At 38.3% G+C, this 20,825-nt stretch carries 14 protein-coding genes and 1 tRNA gene; 5 read left to right on the forward strand and 10 right to left on the reverse strand.

Annotation, left to right across the window (positions count from 1 at the left end):
• Nucleotides 1-122: 122 nt before the first annotated feature.
• Nucleotides 123-195, reverse strand: a tRNA-Met gene (locus AC4MRQ_RS11365).
• A gap of 545 nt (nt 196-740) precedes the next feature.
• Between AC4MRQ_RS11365 and thiL the strand changes: the two genes are divergently transcribed.
• The 4 genes from thiL to gcvH all read left to right on the forward strand — a co-directional run bounded on the left by thiL (nt 741) and on the right by gcvH (nt 10,457).
• Complete coding sequence (gene thiL / locus AC4MRQ_RS11370) at nt 741-1,790, forward strand: thiamine-phosphate kinase (RefSeq protein ID WP_491197796.1); 1,050 nt, start codon at nt 741-743, stop codon at nt 1,788-1,790.
• A gap of 107 nt (nt 1,791-1,897) precedes the next feature.
• Nucleotides 1,898-2,479: a Holliday junction branch migration protein RuvA gene (gene ruvA, locus AC4MRQ_RS11375; RefSeq protein ID WP_491197797.1), complete on the forward strand. Its 582-nt coding sequence runs from the start codon at nt 1,898-1,900 to the stop codon at nt 2,477-2,479.
• A 20-nt stretch (nt 2,480-2,499) separates the two neighbouring features.
• The gene (sov, locus tag AC4MRQ_RS11380) at nt 2,500-9,852 is read left to right on the forward strand and encodes a T9SS outer membrane translocon Sov/SprA (RefSeq protein ID WP_491197798.1); all 7,353 of its coding nucleotides are present in this window, start codon (nt 2,500-2,502) and stop codon (nt 9,850-9,852) included.
• Between the two features lie 227 nt (nt 9,853-10,079).
• Nucleotides 10,080-10,457 (forward strand): glycine cleavage system protein GcvH, encoded by a 378-nt coding sequence (gene gcvH / locus AC4MRQ_RS11385; protein WP_491197799.1) that lies wholly within the window; start codon nt 10,080-10,082, stop codon nt 10,455-10,457.
• Nucleotides 10,458-10,501: 44 nt separating this feature from the next.
• Here gcvH and AC4MRQ_RS11390 read toward each other — a convergent pair whose 3' ends face one another.
• The 6 genes from AC4MRQ_RS11390 to AC4MRQ_RS11415 form a co-directional block, all read right to left on the reverse strand.
• Nucleotides 10,502-11,488: a GSCFA domain-containing protein gene (locus tag AC4MRQ_RS11390; protein WP_491197800.1), complete on the reverse strand. Its 987-nt coding sequence runs from the start codon at nt 11,486-11,488 to the stop codon at nt 10,502-10,504.
• 93 nt (nt 11,489-11,581) lie between these two features.
• A complete protein-coding gene (gene rprY / locus AC4MRQ_RS11395) occupies nt 11,582-12,265 on the reverse strand; it encodes a response regulator transcription factor RprY (RefSeq protein ID WP_491197801.1) in 684 nt (227 codons plus the stop codon).
• Complete coding sequence (locus tag AC4MRQ_RS11400; RefSeq protein ID WP_491197802.1) at nt 12,238-13,827, reverse strand: sensor histidine kinase; 1,590 nt, start codon at nt 13,825-13,827, stop codon at nt 12,238-12,240. The genes rprY and AC4MRQ_RS11400 overlap by 28 nt, the downstream gene beginning before the upstream one ends.
• A 75-nt stretch (nt 13,828-13,902) precedes the next feature.
• Nucleotides 13,903-14,643: a ribonuclease III gene (gene rnc, locus AC4MRQ_RS11405; protein WP_491197803.1), complete on the reverse strand. Its 741-nt coding sequence runs from the start codon at nt 14,641-14,643 to the stop codon at nt 13,903-13,905.
• 6 nt (nt 14,644-14,649) lie between these two features.
• Complete coding sequence (gene fabF, locus AC4MRQ_RS11410) at nt 14,650-15,897, reverse strand: beta-ketoacyl-ACP synthase II (protein WP_491197804.1); 1,248 nt, start codon at nt 15,895-15,897, stop codon at nt 14,650-14,652.
• Between the two features lie 28 nt (nt 15,898-15,925).
• Complete coding sequence (locus AC4MRQ_RS11415) at nt 15,926-16,162, reverse strand: acyl carrier protein (RefSeq protein WP_491197805.1); 237 nt, start codon at nt 16,160-16,162, stop codon at nt 15,926-15,928.
• 175 nt (nt 16,163-16,337) lie between these two features.
• On the opposite strand from AC4MRQ_RS11415, the gene purN reads away from it, so the two are divergent.
• On the forward strand, nt 16,338-16,904 hold the full coding sequence (purN, locus tag AC4MRQ_RS11420) for a phosphoribosylglycinamide formyltransferase (RefSeq protein WP_491197806.1): 567 nt from the start codon (nt 16,338-16,340) through the stop codon (nt 16,902-16,904).
• Between the two features lie 118 nt (nt 16,905-17,022).
• Here the strand turns inward: purN and AC4MRQ_RS11425 are convergent, their stop codons facing one another.
• From AC4MRQ_RS11425 to AC4MRQ_RS11435, 3 genes are all read right to left on the reverse strand, one after another.
• The gene (locus AC4MRQ_RS11425) at nt 17,023-18,294 is read right to left on the reverse strand and encodes a peptidoglycan DD-metalloendopeptidase family protein (protein ID WP_491197807.1); all 1,272 of its coding nucleotides are present in this window, start codon (nt 18,292-18,294) and stop codon (nt 17,023-17,025) included.
• Nucleotides 18,295-18,364: 70 nt separating this feature from the next.
• A complete protein-coding gene (locus AC4MRQ_RS11430) occupies nt 18,365-19,234 on the reverse strand; it encodes a YitT family protein (RefSeq protein ID WP_491197808.1) in 870 nt (289 codons plus the stop codon).
• Between the two features lie 254 nt (nt 19,235-19,488).
• The coding region (locus AC4MRQ_RS11435) for a class I tRNA ligase family protein (RefSeq protein ID WP_491197809.1) at nt 19,489-20,825 on the reverse strand (1,337 nt) is incomplete at its 5' end.

The raw sequence follows: 20,825 nt of genomic DNA on the forward strand, positions 1-20,825 counted from the left end.
CGGACGACCTTTGGGTTATGAGCCCAACGAGCTACCAACTGCTCCACCCCGCAATGTATCTTTAATTGCGTAAACAATATTTTCAAAATAAAGTCGAAAGTTTGATGACTTTCGACTGATAGTAGCGGGGGCCCGACTCGAACGGACGACCTTTGGGTTATGAGCCCAACGAGCTACCAACTGCTCCACCCCGCAATATATCTTAATAACACGCTTGTTATCTTTCTCAATTGCGGATGCAAATATAGAGAGTTTATTGTTCATGTGCAAATTAATTTTAGTTATTGTCTGGAATTGCTTAATCGAAAAAGTGTAATGTACAGATAAACAAATAATACAACAATAAATAAAAAACGGCTTTACCCGTTGGTAAAACCGTTTTTTCAATAACCTAAACCCAAAATCTATGAAAAAAATCTACGATAGGGATATTTCAATATGCATGCCAAAAAAAGGATGAAATCAGAGTTTAAAGTTTTTTAGCATTGTTGTTAAAATTATTCAAACATAAATAACTGAAAAGCCGACTTTACTCGTTAGCAAAGCCGGCTTTTCAATAACCTAAACCCAAATCTATGAAAAAATCTACATCGTTGATATTGCAAGCTTTATACCATAGTGTAAGGCGAATTATTAAAAGACATCAAAAAGAATTAAAAACATGTTATAAATATGATTTATAATCGTTGTGCCACACATATTCAATGTGTATTTTTGCATGTTATTTACAAAAAAGAAGTATGAGCGAGGTCAATAAAACAGAGTTGGGACAGTTAGGAGAATTCGGATTGATTCACCATTTAACGAACAATATAAAATTAAAGCATTCTTCAACTGTCAAAGGAGTTGGTGATGATGCAGCAGTATTGGATTATAAAGGGAAAAAGACAATCGTTACGACTGATTTACTTTTAGAAGGCATTCATTTCGATTTAACCTATACGCCTTTAAAACATTTAGGCTATAAGGCGGTTGTGGTCAATGTAAGTGATGTTTATGCTATGAATGCTATACCTAAGCAGATAACTGTATCACTTGGTCTGAGCTCTAAGATGTCGGTCGAGGCTCTTGACGAGTTGTATGAAGGTATTTATGCCGCATGTGACTTTTACAATGTTGACCTGGTAGGAGGTGACACAACTTCTTCGCTAACAGGATTAACAATTAGTGTTACCGCACTTGGCGAAGGGGATAAAGACAAACTTTGCTACAGAAGCGGTGCTAAACCTAATGATTTAATTTGTGTTTCGGGTGATTTGGGAGCAGCTTATATGGGACTTCAGTTACTAGAACGGGAAAAGAAAGTTTATGCTGAGAACCCAGGTACACAACCTGACCTTAGCGGCTACGACTATATATTAAGCCGGCAACTTAAGCCCGAAGCTCGCAAGGAAGTAACGGAATTGCTTAGTAAGATTGATGTTGTTCCAACCTCAATGATTGATATTTCTGATGGGCTTTCAAGTGAATTACTTCATATTTGTTCACAATCGAAAACCGGATGCCGCTTATACGAAAACAAAATACCGATTGATCCCACCACTTCAATGTTAGCCGAGGAGATGGGTATTAATCCTGTTGTAACAGCGCTCAATGGTGGAGAAGACTATGAACTTCTTTTTACAATTAGTCAAAAGGATTATGAGAAGTTCAAGGATGTATCTGATGCTAATATTTACATCATTGGCCATATAACTGAAGAAAGCAAAGGTAAATATCTTGTAACCAATGCAGATCAGGAGGTCGAGTTGCAAGCGCAAGGATGGAATCCCATAAAGAAAAACGATTAATTGTTAGATATTAGTGATAATGCTTCAGCTTGTCTTTTTCAAGCATTAATCACTAATCATTATTCGTTAATCAATTATTTCTATCTTTATACTTTAACCTAATTCAAATGTACGATTACATAAGCGGCAAAGTTGCCGAATCAAGCCCGGCCCATGTTGTTATTGATGTTAACGGCATCGGCTATCTTATTCATATTTCATTAAATACATTTACTCGTCTGGAAGGAAAGCAGGAAGCACAATTGTTCATTCATGAAAATATACGTGAAGATGCTTTTGCACTGTTTGGTTTTGCCGATCCTGCAGAAAGGGATTTATTCCGACACCTGATATCCGTCTCGGGTATTGGTGCCAATACCGCGCGAATGATGCTCTCTTCTCTTACTTCAGAAGAATTGAAAGGAGCAATCCTGACCGATAATGTTAATTTAATTAAGGGTGTAAAAGGCATCGGGGCTAAAACTGCACAACGAGTAATTGTAGACCTGAAAGATAAATTGAGCAAAGAGCCGGTTGATCAGAAAATATTCGCAACGCAAGACAATACAATTCGTGATGAAGCGTTATCTGCTTTAGTAATGCTGGGATTTGCCAAGGCGAGTGCACAAAAAGCAGTTGACAAAGTTTTAAAGCAATCTCCTGCTCTTAAAGTAGAAGAACTCATTAAGCAAGCCCTGAAAATTATGTAATAACACATTACATTTCATCTTTGAGAAAAACGCTACACAATATTATTGTTTTTACAATATTCACCTGCCTTTTGGCTATTGGTGGAACAGCTCCTATTAAAGGTAATGAGGCTGGTATTACCAATTTCGAATATCAGCAACCTGACACTCTGAAATCGACTGATCCGGTCAATTTACGATATAACATTGTTGACAACAGTGGCAATCCGTTATTGGAAGAGGAAGAAGATCGTGGAGTTGATTTAGATGATCCAACTAATTTAGATTATAAAGCCGAGTACGATTATAAAACAGGCAATGTTACCATTTATCGTAAAGTGGGTAATATGGATGTTCGCCTGCCTTATTCGATGCCACTGGAAGACTATCTTGATTACGACACCAGAAAATCCGTTTTATCTTATTGGCGACAAAAACAGCTGGAAGAATCAGAGCAGTATGATCAAAATTCGGTATTCAACCAGATGTGGAAAAATGTTGGAGGGGAAGCCTTTGAAGGAATTTTTGGTAGTAATGCCATTAATGTACGTTTGCAAGGAATGGCTGAGCTTCGTGTAGGTATCCAACATACAAAAATTGATAATCCGACATTGCAGGAGCGCCTCCGAAAAACTACGACCTTCGATTTTCAGGAGAAAATACAGATGAATCTGAGCGGAAGTATTGGTGAGAAACTAAAGTTAGGTGTAAACTATAATACGGAAGCCACCTTTGATTTTGAAAACCAGATGAATCTGGAATATGAAGGTGGAGAAGATGATATCCTGAAAAAGGTGGAAGCAGGTAATGTTACACTTCCTTTACCAGGAACACTTATCACCGGAAGTCAAAGTCTTTTCGGTGTTAAGACCGAGATGCAGTTTGGTAAGCTGACAGTCACCAGCATCTTTTCGCAACAGAAAGGTGAAACATCTGTAATGAACATAGAAGGTGGTGCTGAAACACAGGAGTTTGAGATACATGCTGATCAATATGATCGTAACCGTCACTTTTTCTTAAGTAAATTCTTCAGGGAAAGATATAATGATGCATTAGCACGTCTTCCTTTGGTTAATAGTCCTATTAATATTACAAGAGTTGAGGTATGGGTGACCAATACACGAAGTGATGTTAGTGAATCGCGAAATGTTGTAGGTTTTGTCGATATAGGAGAAACGACCAATCATATTCTTAATCCTCAATGGAATCCATCGGGTAGGGCATATCCGGATAATGAGGCTAATAGTTTATACTTCGAGATGAGTGAGGGGCAGTATAGTGCTGTGCGGGATATAAATGAGGTAACTAAAACGCTTAATGGCGTGATTGAAAATGTTGTTGAGTATGAAAAGCTTGAGAATGCCAGAAAGTTATCTGATACAGAATACTCCATTCAGCCCAAGCTTGGTTATGTCTCATTAAATACCTCTCTAAATGCCGACGAAGTATTGTGTATTGCCTATGAATACACCTTTAATGGACAAACCTATATGGTAGGTGAATTTTCAAATACACAAAATGAGGCGGATCAAACACTTTTCCTAAAGTTATTAAAGCCAACAAACTTGTCTCCTGATGATGTTAATATTGGAGGTGAATTAAAAGAAAGTCCTACCTGGGACTTAATGATGAAAAACATTTACTCGATTAATGCCTACCAGGTAAACCGGGAGGATTTCATCATGAATGTAACTTATACCAACGATAGCACAGGTGGCGATATTAATTATATGCCAGAAGGCCCCGAGGGTGTAATGGGGCAGTTGTTTATCCGATTGATGAATCTGGATAACCTGAATTCGAATAATGACTATCAACCCGATGGAATCTTCGATTACGTGGAAAACCTGACTATTCGTCCCGATAATGGACGAATTATATTCCCTGTACTGGAACCGTTGGGAAGTGATTTGGCAGAAAAACTCGGAGATCAGGATTTGATTGATAAATATGTTTTCCAATCACTTTATGATAAAACTCAAATACTTGCCGAGCAAGATGCTTCGAAAAATAAGTATAAGTTAAAAGGGCGATTTAAATCCAGTTCTGGATCTGAGATTTCACTAAATGCCATGAATATTCCACAGGGATCTGTTATTGTTACGGCGGGTGGTATTAAATTAGTTGAGAATCAGGACTACACAGTTGACTATACTTTAGGCCGTGTGCGCATTATCAATCAGGGACTTCTGTCTTCTGGCACACCTATACAGGTTTCGTTAGAGAACCAATCATTATTTGCCTTGCAAACAAAAACTCTGATGGGTACTCACCTTGACTACCAGTTTAACGAGAACTTTAATATTGGTGGTACATTAATGCACCTCAGAGAGAGACCTTTAACACAAAAGGTAAACATTGGTGATGAACCAATTGCCAATACAATCTGGGGATTGAATACTTCCTTTTACACCGAATCGATGGGTATTACTGAGGTAATCGATAAGCTACCACTGGTTGAAACAAAAGAAATGTCGAGTGTTACTTTTGAAGGAGAGTTTGCGCAATTAATCCCGGGGCATCCCAATGTAATTGATGAATCAGGAACTTCCTATATAGATGATTTTGAGGGTACGCGAGTACCATACGATATGAGTCATTGGTTAGCATGGCAACTGGCCAGTACCCCGCAGGGACAGGAAGAACTGTTTAGTGAAGCAAGCTTAATTGACAATTTATTTTATGGAGTAAACCGGGCGCGTTTTGCCTGGTATACCATCGATCCTTTATTTTTTAGAAAAAGTACCCAAACACCTGGTCATATTAAAGCTGATGAAGAACAATTGAAGAATCACTTTGTAAGAGAAGTGTATGAGCAAGAGATTTTCCCCAATCGCGAAGCTCCGTATGGACAACCTACTAATTTGCCAGTATTAAACGTTGCTTATTATCCTAATGAGCGAGGACCATATAACTTTGATGCTGGAACAGATGGTTCAACAACTGGTGGATATGGTCATGGTATTAATCAGGATGGTACACTGAAGAATCCTGAAGAAAGGTGGGGTGGTATGATGCGACAAGTCAATGTTCCTGATTTTGAAGCGGCCAATATTGAATACATTGAATTCTGGATGATGGACCCGTATGTTTACGACAGCGATCTGGATGAAAATGATGGTACCATCTACTTTAACCTGGGTAATATTTCTGAGGATATCCTAAAAGATACACGTAAATCGTTTGAGAATGGTTTACCTGGTCCGGGAGAACCTTTTGATGTGGACTCTACCCAATGGGGATATGTGCCACGAAGACAAAATCTTGTTAAAGGATTTAGTAATGATCCGGCAACACGACTGGCGCAAGATGTTGGTTTAAATGGTATGAATTCTGACCGTGAGAAATGGTTTTACCGAAGGGGTACTTATGCCTTTCTTGATGTAATTGATCAAATGGGAGGTGACTTATCACAAGAAGCATACGATTTCCTGATGAGCGACCCTGCATCTGATGATTTCCTTTATTTTCTTGGTGGTGCACACGATGAAAACGAAACAAGTATTCTTGATCGTTACAAGAATTTTAATAGTCCGGAGGGCAACTCATTGCCTTCTGAATATGAGGGTGATGGTACCAAACGGGCGGCGAAACGTACCCCCGATATGGAAGATATCAATGATGATAATACCTTAAGTGAAAACGAGAGCTATTATCAATACGAAATTCCTATCTCGAAGGAAACGATGAGCATCGAACAAAATCCTTACATTGTTGATGTTCGAAATAGTGATGAGGAAGATTTTAATGGAGTAAAGGCTAATTGGTATTTATTCCGTGTACCTGTAGAGCAACCAACTGAAACCTTTGGTACCATTAGTGATTTTAGAAGCATTCGATTTATGCGTATGTTCTTAAAGGGCTTTAAGGATACCACCATTCTTCGAATGGCAACATTGGATCTGATAAAAGGTGACTGGCGAAAGTTCAACGAATCTTTATATGAAGATGGTGCTGAAGATGCTGCAACAACGTTTGAGGTATCGGTTGTAAATATTGAGGAGAATTCGGAAAAATATCCTGTTAACTATGTTTTACCTCCAGGTATCGATCGTGTTATTGATCCGGCAAACCCACAATTACGTGAATTAAACGAACAGTCGTTACTATTAAAGGTAAAAGATTTGGGTGGAGGTGATGCGCGAGCCGTTTACAAGAATGTTAGTATCGACATACGTCAGTATCAACGGATGAAGATGTTCGTTCATGCAGAGGATGTTGATGATTTGGGCTTGCAGGATAATGAAATGATGGCGTTTATACGAGTAGGTAGCGACTATAATGACAACTACTACGAATATGAGGTTCCATTAAAGCTGACCCCTCCAGGTAATTACAATAACGAAAGTATTGATGATCGTTACACAGTTTGGCCGGAAGAAAATGAGATGAATATTCCACTTGATCTATTCCAAACTGTAAAATTAAGGCGGAATGATGAAAAGCGGGTGGAAGGATCTACTGTAACTTTTAATCAGCCCTATGTAATGCCCGATCCATCAAAGCCTACCAATTTTGTGTCGGTTAAGGGTAATCCAAACTTAAGTAATATCCGCACGATAACAATGGGTGTTCGCACACGTGGTTCTCAAAGTAAATCAGTTGAGGTTTGGATGAATGAGTTACGATTAACTGATTTTAATGAAGAAGGTGGATGGGCTGCTAATGCACGGATGACCATTAAGCTGGCCGATTTGGGTAACTTGTCAGTTGCAGGTAAAAAAAGTACGGTAGGCTGGGGAAGTATTGACCAAAGTGTTCAGGAGCGTAGTCAGGAAGATTTTTTCCAATACGACATTGCTACTAATATGGAATTAGGAAAGTTGTTGGGGCCGGAGTCCGCGCTGAGTGTGCCTTTCTATTTAGGTTATTCCAAGTCTGTAGCAAGTCCAAAATATTATCCTCTCGACCCGGATATTCCATTAGATGTTGCTCTTGATAATGCTGAAAATGAAGCTGCAAGAGATTCGATCAGGAATATGTCTCAAAACGTGATTAAACGCAAGAGTGTCAACTTTACCAACGTTAAGTTAATACCTAAAAAGGAGAAGGTACAATTTTACAGCCCGTCTAATATTTCGGCCACATACTCTTATAATGAAACATCAAGGCACGATGTGGAAACTGATCATTCTACCGATAAAAGCTACCGGGGTATATTGGCCTATAATTATAATGCACGTCCCAAAGCGGTTGAGCCGTTTAAAAAGGCTATCAAGAGTAATTCATTAGCTTTGGTTCGTGATTTTAATTTCTATTACCTTCCAAATCAAATATCGTATCGATGGGAATTTGATCGTCAGTATCGTGAAATACAGCTCCGTAATAATACAGGGTCTCCAATCAGTCCAGACCTGACCGTTTCAAAGGATTTTAACTGGAATCGCTTTTTTGATATGCGTTATAACCTGACCAAGTCATTGAAACTAAATTTCAAAGCCATTACTAATGCTCGTATTGATGAACCGGAAGGAGCAGTTAATAAAGATTACGACAGAGATGCGTATTATGAGTGGCGCGATGAAGTTTGGCGTAACATTCAAAGTATGGGGCGAACCACCTCGTATCAGCATAATTTTGATGTAAGCTATACCATACCAATCAACAAGTTTCCACTTCTCGACTTTACGTCGGCTAATGTTCAATATAGAGGGATGTATCAATGGCAAGCACAGCCCTTACTGGATACAGATACGGATGCACCTGACTGGGGTAATACTATCCGGAATTCAAATGTTATCCAGGGAAATGCACAATTGAATTTAACCACCTTATATAAAAAAGTATCCTACTTAAATGAAATAGATAAGAAGTATCGTTCATCGCGTAGCAGAAGGTCAAGTGGAAGTAAGGATGGTAAACGCACGGTACGTTTTAACAAAGCAAACGTCAAGCTGAAGAAAGATACTTCAATGGTGATTAACCACAAGCTTAAAACAAGCGAAATATCAGTTCGGGTTTTTGATGCAACGGGTAAACCAGTGCGTGGTAAAACTGATCCATTGGGAAAAAATAAAGTTGAATTTACTCCTGAGAAATCAGTTGAGAATGCTCGCGTTATGGTAACGGGAACTGTTACTGAGAGTAATTCTCCGATTCAAAAGATAATTGATTACACAGCGTTGTTAATGACATCTGTTAAAAATACCAGTGTTTCATATTCAGAGCAGAACGGAACAATTTTGCCTGGTTATGAGCCATCTTCTGGATTTATGGGAACTTCAGGAGGATTTACTGCGCCCGGTGTTCCGTTTATTTTAGGATGGCAGAATCGGGATTTTGCTATTGATGCTGCGAACAATGGTTGGTTAACGGATGACACAACAATGGTTAATCCTTATGTGATGACGCATGGGAATGACTTCTCGATAAAATTCACCCTTGAACCAATTCGTGGACTTCGTATAGATATTAACGCCGATCGAAGCTATGAGCGTAACATTAACGAATATTATATAGGAGGAACTTCAGTGGCGACTGGGCGGACCGCCAATGGACGATTCTCAATGAGTTTCAATGCCTTTAAGACAGCATTTGACAAGCCAGAACGCACAGGTGCTTTGTACTCAGAAACATTTGAACAGTTCAAAGAAAACAGGGCTATCATTGCCGATCGTCTGGGAGGTGAATACGATAACAATAGTCAGGAAGTGATGATCCCGGCATTCCTGGCTGCTTATTCAGGGAAAAGTGCTAATTCAATTTTCACCGAACAGTTCCCGGGCCTATCAAAAATTCAGCCAAATTGGCGACTAACGTATGATGGTTTATCACGTATTAAGGCTTTGAAAAAGGTAGTTAAATCGTTTGACTTGACGCATGCCTATCGCTCAACCTATAATATGGGAGCATATATATCACGAACGCCACCTGAGGCCAATGGTCTGATAACAGAGTTTGATATTAATGCAATTACCATATCGGAGCAATTTAATCCATTGATTGGAGTTAATGTTACCTGGACCAATGCGATAACAACGCGGGCTGAGATTAAGAAGGCAAGGACATTAAGCTTAAGCATGGGTAATAATCAGATTATTGAAAACTATAACGATGAGATTGTTATTGGGGTGGGGTATCGTTTTGATAAGATGAATCTGATATTTGGAAAAGGGGGCAACCAGAAGTCATTAAGTAATGATCTGAACATTCGCGCTGACTTCTCAATTGTTGACAACATTAGTTTTATTCGGAAAATTCAGGAGGAGTATAATCAGTTAACAGCCGGGCAAAAGATTACCAAGGTTAAATTTACGGCTGACTATGCATTGAGTGATCGCTTTAATATGCAGTTGTTTTACGACACTAACATAAATCAACCATACGTATCACTGTCATATCCGATTACCAATTCTAATTTCGGAGTTAGTTTCCGATTCTCGTTGGCCCAGTAAAATGAGCTTATTACCGCCTCAACAACCGGAAGTATCCTGTTGTTCGCATTTTTATTTATGATTTTTATTAGGGTTTTGTATGTGTTGTTGTGTCTATGTATTTGAAATGTAGGGCAATAGTGAGGTTTGATAAAGATCTGAATTTTTGATGATCTTTACGCTGCATAGAATTATTTTAAGAAATTCTTTACATTTGAATCATCGTAAATAAAATAAATCGTTCAATCATGAATGTACCTGAAAATTTAAAGTATACAAAGGACCATGAATGGGTTCTAATTGATGGTGATGTTGCTACCATTGGTATTACCGAATTTGCTCAAGGAGAGTTGGGCGATATCGTTTTCGTTGAAATTGAAACGGAAGATGAAGAATTGGATAAGGAAGAAGTTTTTGGAACAATTGAGGCAGTAAAAACTGTATCTGACTTATACATGCCTATTTCCGGTAAAGTAATTGAGGTGAATCCTAATTTGGAAGATCAGCCGGATTTGGTAAACAAAGAGCCATTTAAAGGTGGTTGGATGATTAAAGTACAAATTGCGGATACTGCTGAATTAGATGATTTATTATCCGCTGAACAATACCAGGAAGTGATTGGATAATAACTCTTCAACAAAAGATATAAAGCGACCAACGGTCGCTTTTTTTATTTTAGCTGATTGGTGAAAAAGCGTTTTAATGGAGATAGATCCAACTTGGGAAATTGCTTTTGGAAATTATCAACTTTATTAATGTGTTTTTGAATGAACGATTGGTGTGCCTCAGTTTCAGGATTAAATGGGCGATGTAAAGAAGCTCTTCTTAGTTTTATTAGTTGTTCAATCACATTTTTAGCTTCAGTATCAAATTGCGATGAAATAAACTTCTGACGAATATACTCAATCGCTTTGTCCGATGGATGTAACATGTCGTCAGAAAAGAAACGGTAATCCCGTAAATCATCCAATAGCAATTCATAGGCTGGAAAATAGTGGCATCTGTCGTTATTTTTTATCAACTGGTTAACAGCCAAAAGTAAGGTGGATTTGCTCAACTGATTACCGTGAGCTCCATCTTTCCAGTGTCGTACCGGACTTACTGTAAAAATAAATCGGATGTTGGGATTTATAGTTGCAATATTATGCAAAAGCACATGATATCGTTCAACAATTTCATCAATATTAAGACGGTAACGTGCAAAATCCTTAGATGGATATTTGTGACAATTGGAAACGATAATTCCTCGTTCATTGTGTTGATAAACCCAGGCAGTTCCGAATGTAATAATCATCACATCGGTTTTCTTCAGAAAATCTGTGCACTTTTTTAGCGATGAATTAATTTGTTCCAAAAATTCATCCTTATCCAGTCCATTAAACTGGCTATGATGATAAAAAGTATGATACAGATTGTTAGAACATAACACGTCGTCATCAGAAAAAGGCATTTGCTCAATTATTCTATCTAAGGAGTTGGCTATAGAAAAGGGATTGTATAAAACGCCAAATGGATTAACCATACAATTTAATGAGTGCTCGCTAAAAAAGGAACCAATATTAGAAGCAAAGCAACTTCCCATAAATAACAAACGGGAATGGTAGTGTATTTTCTGCTTAGCCTCTTCTACTTGTATCTCAGTCCTGAATTGATCCATCTTATATCACTTTGCTTTAAAATTAAGAAAAGTATATACAAAAAAACCGTTTAACAATAGTTAAACGGTTCTATATATTATTGAATAAATAAATTACATCACCAATTTGTACCCTTTACCATGTACGTTGATTATCTCAACGCTTGGCTCATCTTTAAGGTGCTTACGAAGTTTGGTAATATATACATCCATGCTTCGGGCATTAAAATAATTATCATCTACCCAAATAGTTTTCAAAGCAAAGTTACGCTCCAGAACCTTGTTAGCATTGGTACAAAGCAACTTCAATAACTCCGATTCTTTGGTCGTTAATTTAATCATATTATCGCCATCAATCAGCTGCTGCTTTTGTGTGTCAAACTTGAATTTGCCTAACTGATAGAATTCCTGAGCGGCATTACCACCTTTGGTGCGACGTAAAATAGCCTCAATGCGGAATAATAGTTCTTCCATGCTGAATGGCTTTGTCAGGTAATCGTCAGCACCAATTTTAAAGCCTTCAAAAATATCTTCTTTAAGCGATTTAGCTGTTAAAAAGATAATTGGCACTTCAGTGTTTACCATTCTGATATCCTTGGCCAGTGAGAAACCATCTTTTTTGGGCATCATCACATCAAGAATACAGATATCGTATTTGTTAGCCATAAAAGCTTTATAGCCTTCTTCGCCGTCTGGCAGTAAATCAGTTTTTAGACCTTTTGCTTCCAGGTATTCACGTAATAGCATACCCAGATTTTCGTCATCTTCTGTTAAGAGGATTTTATATTCTTTTTCCATTCTTTATTATTTTTTAGAGGTAGGAAAATGTCAAATTTTGTGCCAACTTCTATTTCGCTCTCAACAGATATCTGACCACCATGATCGTCTATGATTTTCTTAACGTAAGCCAGCCCCAAACCAAAGCCTTTTACATTATGAACGTTACCTGTGGGAACGCGATAAAACTTTTCAAATATTCGTTTCAGGTTATCCTTTGATATCCCCATGCCATTATCTTTAACAGAAATGACTATTCCATTGTTCTTATTCCATGTCTTGACGTAAAGAACAGGAGCCCCCTTCCTGTATTTAACAGCATTGTCAAGCAAGTTATAAATTACATTTGTAAAATGCACTTCGTCTACGGTAATAATACTGTTTTTCGCTTCTAATCGTTCAATTATTTTTCCTTGTTGGTTTTCAACCTTTAGCCTGAAGTTATTAGTAACATGATGAATCAGGTCATTCACATCCAGTTTTTTTAGCTTAAGACCGGATTTTCCTTTTTCAAAAATGGCCATCTGCAACACTTTCTCAACCTGAAAACTTAATCGTTTACTTTCATCCTGTATAACGCCTGATATATGTTGTAATGTTTTGGGAGTTTTGGCAACAGATCCGTCTTTCAGCATTTGCGAGGCTAATGAGATGGTCGAAATAGGTGTTTTAAACTCATGCGTCATGTTGTTAATAAAGTCATTTTTGATTTGATCCAATCGCTTTTGTCTGACAATAATAACAATGGTAACAATGGATAGTAATATTACAATAAGTGTAAACAATGCTGACGGTATCACCAAACCCATAGATTCTAATATCGGGTTGGGTTTCTCAATAAAGTGCACTTTCAGGTAGTTGGCCTGTACATGGTAATCGTTTGGAAAAAGTAGTTGAGGATAGATTTCTTCATCATTCTCATCATTATACTTTTTAGTATAATACACTTTTTGACCTTTTGAATTGATTATGGCAAACTCATATGGGGAGAGAATCCCTTTCTTTTCAAGGTTTTCAAAAATATATTGCTCTAATCGTAATATATCAATTCGGTTCTCAATAGGCTCATCCTGCAGTAATGATTTTACCTGAGCCTGCTGTTTCTTGACTTGACGGCGGCGAAAATCTTCTTGTATGGCATTCATCGCACCAGTAAAAGGATCTGTTCTTCCTGGAATGTTCAGTTGGGTTCTGCCTTGAAATGTTGTTACCAGTGAATCTTGAAAATATTGCGACAAACTATAAACTCCTGCGGTTGCATTATAGTTAAACTCAATACTGTAATTTTCCTGATTTTTAGTAGAGTCTTCCTTTTCTTTACCCTTAAAGTACTTATTCTCATTTCGAAGATTAGCCGGAACCTTGCTGCTGGATGTTGAAAATTGAGTGATTCTGGCTAATTTGAAATCCTCATCTTTTTCAAGCCGTTCCGCTACTTTATTAAGTGCTTGTTTAACTGATTTATCAAACTGCTCCTCTTCAATCTTTGCAGCATTTAATATCCACATGGCCTGTATGTATGTGATACCTACCAATGCTATTGCCATGATAATTGTAAGCCCAAGAATGAATTTCTTACTCATAAAAACAAAAATAGCAGGCTAAAAGGATTATCCCTGCCAATTAACATTAATTAACTCGGTTTTAGAGTCAAACCTCTAATTTACATCCCTTCTGCGAAGTTCTTTAAGGGCATTTTTGGCAGCATTTTGTTGTGCTTCTTTCTTTGAGAAACCTTCTCCTTCACCAATTTTTTCACCATCTATAGCAGCGTTAGCAATAAATGTTGCTGCAACACTCCCTGAGATATGTTGTTCCTCGGTGATGAAATGTACATTCTTTTTATATTTCTGTCCCCATTCGATTAATAAAGACTTGTAGTTAGTATCTTTTTTGGCAACCAACTTTAGATCTACATATTGCTTAATGATCTTTTGAGACACAAAGTTTTCGCAGGTTTGGTAACCCTTATCTACATATATTGCTCCGATTAAAGCTTCCAGAGCATCTCCTAAAATACTGGTTTGTGCAATATCTATTTTTGATTGAGCATTCACCCATTCACCCAATTCCATCTTTAAGGCAATTTCATTGAGTAGTGAACGATTGACAATCCTGGAACGGGTCTTAGTCAGAAAGCCCTCGTTCTTACTCGGAAATCGTTTATATAACTCATCAGCTACAATAGCACCCAGCATGGCATCGCCAAGATACTCCAGGCGTTCATTGTTGATAAAACGTTTGTCCGGGCCTTTTATCATGGCTGATTTGTGGATAAATGCCAGCCGGTAAATATCAATATTGCCGGGCTTGAAACCAATTATATTTTGTATAAAACCATAAAACTTTTCCCTCCGAGGAGAGAAAAGTTTTATAATGTGCAAAAGCGGTTTAATCACAGCTTTTTACAATGCTTTAAATACCACAGATGCATTGTGTCCACCAAATCCAAATGTATTGGATACAGCCACTTTAACAGTACGTTCCTGCGCTTTATCGAATGTAAAATTCAACTCGCTGTCTAATTCCGGATCGTCTACAAAGTGGTTAATGGTAGGAGGCACAATACCATTCTTAATGGCCAGGATACAAGCCATGGACTCAACAGCCCCGGCAGCTCCAAGCAAGTGTCCGGTCATGGATTTTGTTGAACTGATGTTCAACTTATAGGCATGCTCTCCAAATACTTCTTTAATTGCTTTGGTTTCAGCAATATCACCAAGTGGAGTAGAAGTACCGTGTACATTGATATAATCTACTTCAGATGGATTAGTATTATTATCCTTCAAGGCATTTTCCATAACCCTTTTTGCTCCCAGTCCTTCAGGATGTGGGGCAGTCAAGTGATGTGCGTCAGCTGTCATACCAGCACCTACTATCTCACAGTAGATTTTGGCACCACGAGCTTTGGCGTGCTCATATTCTTCAAGAATAATGGAAGCACCACCTTCACCCATCACGAAACCATCACGCTCCTTATCGAAAGGACGAGATGCAGTTTTGGGATCGTCATTACGGGTCGACAAAGCTTGCATTGCATTAAATCCGCCAACACCGGCTTCATTAATAGCAGCTTCTGAACCTCCTGTTACAAAAGCATTGGCTTTACCTAAACGTATTAAGTTATAAGCATCACCGATTGCGTTGGTTGATGAGGCACAAGCCGAAACAGTACCGAAGTTTGGACCACGGAAACCATACTTCATAGAAATATGTCCGGGTGCAATGTCGGCAATCATTTTCGGAATAAAGAAAGGACTCAAACGCGGTGTTCCGTCCCCATTAGCAAAACCTGTGATTTCATCAAGGAAAGTCTTGATCCCACCAATTCCTGCTCCCCAGATAACACCAACGTCGTTGTTGTCAATGTCTTCTGCGTCAAGCTTTGCATCACCAATAGCCTGATCGGCAGCAATAATAGCATATTGAGCGTAAAGATCGAGCTTACGCACTTCTTTACGATCAAAATACTCTTTTGGATCATAGTCTTTTACCTCACACGCGAACTGCGTTTTGAATTTGGAGGCGTCAAATTGAGTAATAGGTGCAGCACCACTTACTCCATTTACCAAGCTCGTCCATGTTTCATCAACAGTCTTGCCTAGTGGGGTAATGGCTCCCAGCCCCGTAACAACTACTCTTTTTAACTCCATAACTACTTTTAACGTATCCTACTCTTTCTTACTTTGCGTTTTCTTCAATGTAAGCAATAGCATCACCTACTGTACCGATGTTCTCAGCCTGATCGTCTGGAATAGCAATGTTGAATTCTTTTTCGAATTCCATAATTAATTCAACAGTGTCAAGTGAGTCAGCTCCTAAGTCGTTTGTGAAGCTAGCTTCTGGTGTAACTTCAGTCTCGTCAACTCCCAACTTGTCTACGATAATTGCTTTTACTCTTGATGCAACGTCTGACATAGCTCTAAGTTTTTTTAAAATTAATACTAATAAAATGTTCTTAAACAACTTTGCAAAGAAATACATTTGTGGATAATAATTCAAACTTCGTGTAAAGAAAATAACATTTCGTGGACGTTTTTGCCTATTTTTACCACTGATTTTTGCTATTTTTTAAACACGCAATTATAAGAGAATGAAAAAGATAGTTCTGTTTGCTTCCGGATCCGGATCAAATGTTGAAAACATTGTTAAATATTTTAAAAAAAGTGAAGAAGTCGAAATAACAAAGGTATATACCAATAATCCAAATGCCTATGTTATTGAGCGTTGCGAGGATTTGAACATTCCTTGTGGTATATTCAGTCGAAAAGAGTTCCGGGAAAACTTGTCTGTTTTAGATGATTTAAAGTCGATACAGCCCGACCTGATTGTTCTTGCCGGATTTTTATGGCTGGTGCCATCTGAGTATGTAGAAGCATTTCCAAATAAGATTATTAATATTCACCCTGCATTATTGCCAAAATATGGAGGTAAAGGCATGTATGGTTCGCGTGTTCACGAAGCTGTAGTAGCAAATAAAGAAAAGGAATCAGGTATAACGATTCATTTTGTTAATGAGAAATACGACGAAGGAAACATTATCAGGCAGGAAAAGTGTGTGGTTCAGCTAAATGATACACCTGATGATGTAGCATCTAAGGTGCATGCCTTGGAATATGAACACTTTCCACAGGTTATTAACGAACTTTTAAGTTCATAAAATCATTTAAAAAATTAAGGATCGTATCTTTATGTACAAGCTGTAATTAAAGATACGATCCTTAATTCAACAAAAAAGGAGCTCAAAAGGCTCCTTTTTATTTTGTATTTCTCTCAGATTATTCGGCAACCGGCAATTGCAATGAATCTAATTGATGTTTTAATGGTTCAATAAACATTTTGAATGACGGCATATTTTCTTCCTTAACCGGATTGACGGGAGGCGCGTCAATTTTCAACGGATCAACAGGTTTGCCATTTTTGTATACACGGAAGTCGAGGTGAGGGCCGGTTGACAGCCCGGTAGAACCTACATAACCAATTAGTTGCCCCTGACGAACATGTGTTCCTTTAGATATTCCTTTGGCAAAACCATGAAGATGCATATATACCGTGGTATAAACACTATTGTGCTTTATCTTAATATAATTACCTCCACCGCGTTTTTGATAAGCACGGGCAATTACTCGTCCATCACCCAATGCATAAACAGGAGTTCCGGTAGGCGCTGCATAATCAATACCGTGATGGGGGCGACGTATCTTTAACACCGGATGTAAGCGACTATGTGAGAAGCGACTGCTGATACGAGAAAACTTTAAAGGTGCTTTTAAAAAGGCCTTACGTAGGCTCTGGCCCTCTTCATCAAAGAAGTGAGCAACACTATCTTCTTCATAATTGAAGGCATAATAATCACGTCCGCGATGATGAAAGACTGCCGAATGTATTTGCCCGATGCCAATACTGACACTATCAACATATAGCTCATCGTAGTACACTTTGAAATTATCTCCTTTCTCAATACCAAAAAAGTCAACTGTCCAGGCAAATATCTCTGATAGTTCGATTGCCAAGAGCGGGTTAATATCATTCTCCTGCATTGTTACCCAAAGAGATGAGTTAATAACACCCGTTGCTGTTTTGGGCTCGCTGCGTGTTTCTTTTACATCGCGATAAGCATATATTGAATCAGATAACGACACTACCATGTAATCAGTGTTGTCAATGGCATAAACAAAATGATTCAATTGCTTCAGGGTATCGTTACTATAAAATAAGGTATAGCGATTGCCTACTTTAATTTTTCGAACATCGAAAACAGGTTTTGTTCTTTCAACAATGGTATTAATAGTAGGGTAGTCGACACCTGCTTTTAGAAAGATGTCTGCCAGAAACTGATTCCGCTTAACGGTATTTTCTTCTATTTGAAATGAATCAACCGGCAAACCATACAACCGTTCCGGTTCAGGTATTTCTATTATTTCTAATGAATCCAGGGTTTCTTCTGTAACGACAGAAACCGGGTGATTATATCTGTGAACAGCGAAATATACGATAGGAATTAAGAGCAGTGCAATTGCAATAGTGATGAAAAGTTTCTTTTTGGACATCTGACTTTGTTTTGTAATGCTTGCAAATTAACAACAGACGGGTTAATGTTACAACAAGATAACTTCAAAATTAGATTTTTATTTTATCAAACCCGAGACCATATACGCCCATTACTGTGCCAACTGTAATAAATGCATCGGGATCAATTTGTTTAACCACTTTAAAAATTTCCTGGGTTTCGTTCTTGCGGGCAATGACCATTAATACTTGTCGGTCTTCACCTGAATAACCTCCTTTGCCGTGTAGTATGGTTAGTCCGCGTTCAGCTTCAAAGATGACCGACTTACGTAACTCTTCAGGCTTTTTAGAAATAATAAAGAATTGTACCGTTTGTTTATTACCTGAAATCACCATATCTACAGTATATGCCAGGATGGCCATGGTCATAAATCCATAAACCACCATTTCAATGGAAGATGATTGAACCAAAAAGAATGAGGATGATATAATTATAGCATCCATTCCTAATAGCAAGCGTCCCAAACTGACATTCTTATACTTATTGATGATCATGGCAATAATGTCGATTCCACCGGTGCTACCACCATTTACAAAGACAATACCTGCACCCAAACCACCAAGAATACCACCAATAATGGCATTCATCATCACTTCGGATACGACCGGCTCAACGAACATTGGTCTTAATATGGATAGCAATCCTGAGAAAACTAATACGCAGTAAATGGTTTTTATACCAAAGGAAGCACCTAAAACGCGCATAGCTAAAAGAATTAAACCAATATTGATGATTAGGGATGTCAAACCAACGTCCCAACCGGCTATAAAGTAAATGATTGTTGCAATACCGGTTAGTCCACCGCCAACAATTTTAGCAGGAATCAGAAAGGCTGTCCAGCCTAAAGTGCCGATTGCCAAACCGATTGTGAGCATTATATAGCTGCGGAGTTCTTTTAAAATGGAGGTTTTGTTTTGCATGAATTAATAAGTTTTTTTGCAGTAAGCCTTTAGCTTGAAAAGCTTGTACTCATCGGATGAATATTATCATATTGCACATATTCATCCGATGAGTAGCTGTGAATTGCTTAAAAAAAGCCCGACTTTATTAATAAGGTCAGGCTTTAATCCCTTAGGTGGAATTCAATCCCCCTGAATTCTATTATATAATAGTAACTTTCAAAACCACCCCTTTCTCCAAGGGGGAAAGGTCAATTACTTTGTCAGTAACTTATCTAGCCCACTACGATATTAATAATCTTCTTAGGTACGATGATGACTTTACGAACCGTTTTTCCATCTAACCATTTAGCAGCAGATTGGTGTTCCATCACCGACTTTTCAATATCGGCATTGTTCATATCAGCCGGCAAGTCGATTTTGAAACGCATCTTACCATTGAATGAAACCGGGTAAGTCACTGATGATTCAACCAAGTAGCTTTCGTTTAACTCAGGCCATTTTGCATCACAAACTGTTGTTGTATTACCCAAAGCATGCCATAGCTCTTCGCACATATGTGGTGCAAATGGTGCTAACAATGCCATTAAAGGTTCCAGAATTTCACGTTTGTTGCATTTCAAGTCGTTCAACTCATTCACACAAATCATGAAGGCACTCACACAGGTATTGAATGAGAAGCGCTCAACATCTTCAGTAATCTTCTTGATGGTACGGTGAAGCACTTTTAATTCATCAGGTGTGGCTTTCTCATCGCTAACATTAAACTTATCGTCTTTATAGAATAAGCGCCATGTCTTACGTAAGAACTTATGAACTCCGTCAATTCCGTTTGTATCCCAAGGCTTCGATTGCTCCAATGGTCCTAAGAACATTTCGTATAGACGTAATGTATCTGCTCCGTAATCAGCAATGATGGTATCCGGGTTGACAACATTGTACATCGATTTGGACATTTTCTCAACTGCCCAGCCACAGATGTATTTGCCATTTTCCAAAATGAATTCAGCATCCGCATAATCAGGACTCCATTTTTTGAAGGCCTCCAAATCCAATTCATCGTTTCGAACAATGTTTACATCGACATGAATTGCTTGTACATCATGTTCTTTGCGAAGGTTGTATGAAACGAATGTGTTGGTTCCTTTTTTACGATATACGAAATTTGAACGACCCTGGATCATTCCCTGGTTAATCAGCTTCTTGTATGGTTCATCTTTAATGACTTCACCAATATCGAACAAGAATTTGTTCCAGAAACGTGAATAGATCAGGTGACCAGTCGCATGCTCAGTACCTCCAATATACAAGTCAACATCCTGCCAGTATTCGTTGGCTTCTTTACCAACTAATGCCTTATCATTTTTAGGGTCCATGTAGCGCAGGTAGTAGGCCGATGATCCGGCAAAACCTGGCATGGTATTTAATTCCAACGGATAACCTTCTTCTGTTTCCCAACCTTTGGCACGACCCAATGGTGGCTCACCTTGTTCGGTTGGCAAGTATTTATCAATCTCTGGTAACTCTAACGGTAACTTCGACTCATCGAGCATGTGTGGCATATTATCCTTGTAATACACAGGGAATGGCTCACCCCAATAGCGCTGACGGC

This window comes from Carboxylicivirga sp. (genome assembly GCF_982718395.1).